This window comes from uncultured Veillonella sp., from assembly GCF_905209685.1.
GTDB lineage: Bacteria > Bacillota > Negativicutes > Veillonellales > Veillonellaceae > Veillonella.
In genome coordinates this window covers 1-2,380 of record NZ_CAJLUB010000183.1, presented here as the reverse complement: position 1 = coordinate 2,380, position 2,380 = coordinate 1, and the positions used below count along the sequence as shown (strand labels likewise).

General features: G+C 35.3%; 3 protein-coding genes and 1 pseudogene. All 4 read left to right on the top strand.

All coding sequences use genetic code 11. The features are described from left to right. Positions 1–86 (top strand): annotated as a pseudogene (locus tag QZ055_RS09475) (DUF3793 domain-containing protein); the annotation flags it as partial. A gap of 10 nt (positions 87–96) precedes the next feature. Further along, on the top strand, positions 97–516 hold the full coding sequence (locus QZ055_RS09180; RefSeq protein WP_105085935.1) for a flavodoxin: 420 nt from the start codon (positions 97–99) through the stop codon (positions 514–516). Positions 517–1,086: 570 nt separating this feature from the next. Beyond that, positions 1,087–1,719 (top strand): transcriptional regulator, encoded by a 633-nt coding sequence (locus tag QZ055_RS09175; protein WP_295792726.1) that lies wholly within the window; start codon positions 1,087–1,089, stop codon positions 1,717–1,719. A gap of 9 nt (positions 1,720–1,728) precedes the next feature. Then, a partial coding sequence (locus tag QZ055_RS09170) for a diaminopropionate ammonia-lyase (RefSeq protein WP_295826425.1) occupies positions 1,729–2,380 on the top strand: 652 nt, incomplete at its 3' end.

The window sequence follows — 2,380 nt, the reverse complement described above, 5'->3', positions numbered from 1 at the left end:
TATGTTACAAAGCATGTCGTGAATTTTGTCAAACTCAATTGATGTTGGGAAAAACATTTAGTTCATTGGTCGCAAGAACGGCCTAGGAGGTACAAGATGATTGGTGTAATTTATTGGTCCGGTACAGGCAATACAGAACAAATGGCTCAAGCAGTAGCTGAAGGTATCAAAGCTGCAGGTCAAGATGTAGAAGTAAAATCTGTTTCTGAAGTATCCGTAGATGACGCAGCAGCTTACGAAAAATTAGCTCTTGGCTGTGCTGATATGGGTGCAGAACAATTAGAAGAAGGCGAATTTGAACCATTCTATACTGAATTAGAATCCAAATTGGGTGGTAAAAAAGTAGCAATCTTTGGCTCCTATGGTTGGGGTGGTACTTGGTTAGAAGACTGGGGCACTCGAATTAAAGATGCTGGCGGTGAATTAGTAGCTGATGGTGTAGCTATCTTGGGTGAACCTGATGATGATGGCAAAGCACAATGTGAAGAATTGGGTAAAACATTAGCAAACGCATAATTTACGCTTAACCATTAACATAAATCCTAACAGTTAACAGTATATAAAGGCTGTAATAACGGTAATTCGTTATTACAGCCTTTTTTGTTTGTATTGGTATTAATTATAAGTTTGCATGTCTCTATATAACAGAAAGTTGGGGGATATGAGTGATAGGAATATTTATAAAAGATATAGATACACACTGATATACGGGATCCGTTTTGTAGATATAAGAATATAGATATACACTTGTCTCTATAGAATTTTATTATATTTATTTATGTAGATATGATGATGAATAGGTCATCAATTTTTTTTATAACAACGAAATTATGTGATAAAAATCATAGTGTTTATATGTGTTTATATCAGTACACGTATATGGTTGAATAATTATTGATAACTTTAATGCATGATAACGTTGCATTTTTGTATACATAGACCTATAATTTAAGTAAGGAACCTAACAAAAAATTAGGTTAATACAAAATTAGTTAGAATTATTATCATAATGCTAATTATGTAAACGGACTGAAGTTATTTAGACCATAAAGACTAACCGATACCGATGAGAGGGAGGTTATCTCAATGAGTACATTGGAACGGCTAAAAGTTATAGCCCATGGATTGGCCATACAATTTGGACCATCTTGTGAAGTACTGATACATGACTTACAAGGTGATCTTGATACATCGCTTGTATATATAGAAAATGGGACGATAACAAATCGACATGTTGGCGATGGTCCATCACATGTAGTTTTAGATGTACTCAACTATGATGATGGTAGTGAAGGTAGATTTGGATATCTAACAAAAACTAAGGATGGACGAATATTAAAATCCTCCACTATGTATATCCGTGATGATGATGGCAATATTGCATATTTGTTAGGCATTAATCAGGATATAACAGAGTTTGTTATGATGCATCGATCACTTGAAAGTCTTATAGGCATAGGCCAAGCTGAGACTGGCACTGTTGAAAAAATTACTACAAGTGTATCGGAACTATTAGATGATTTACTACTAGAAGCAGAACGGTTGGTTGGTAAACCTGGACCACTTATGAATAAAGTAGAACGGTTAAAAGCTATTAGCTACTTAAATGAAAAAGGGGCTTTTCTTATCTCTAAATCTTCAGAAAAGATTGCGGAGTATTTCAATATTTCTAAGTTTACTCTTTATAGTGATTTAAATACTGTAAAGGAAGAATCCTAGGAGGCAAATATGGACCGAATTCAGTGGAAACGTAATACGATGGCACCATCTAGTGACAAGTTCTTGTCCGTTATGGATGTTAGAGAAATCAAGAAAGCTAAAGCGTTTCATGAAAGTTTTCCACAATATAGTGTAACTCCACTAGTATCGCTAGAAAAATTAGCATCTCATATCGGAGTTGATTCTCTCTTTGTAAAAGATGAGTCTTATCGCTTTGGCCTTAATGCTTTTAAGGTATTAGGTGGCTCCTATGCGATGGCAAAATATGTAGCTCAACAAACCGGTAAAAATGTTGAAGATGTACCATATGATGTATTAACTTCTCCACAATTAAAAGAAGAATTTGGTCAAGCTACATTCTTTACTGCTACTGATGGTAACCACGGTCGTGGCGTAGCATGGGCTGCTAATAAATTAGGTCAAAAAGCTGTAGTATTCATGCCTAAAGGCTCTACAGAATATCGTAGAAAACAAATTGAAAATGAAGGTGCTACCGTAACAATCGAAGAATTTAACTACGATGAATGTGTACGGTTAGCAACTAAAAAATCTAAAGAAGTTCCAAATGGTGTTGTAGTTCAAGACACCGCTTGGGAAGGTTACGAAGAAATTCCAAACTGGATCATGCAAGGCTATGGCACAATGGCTATGGAAACAGCAG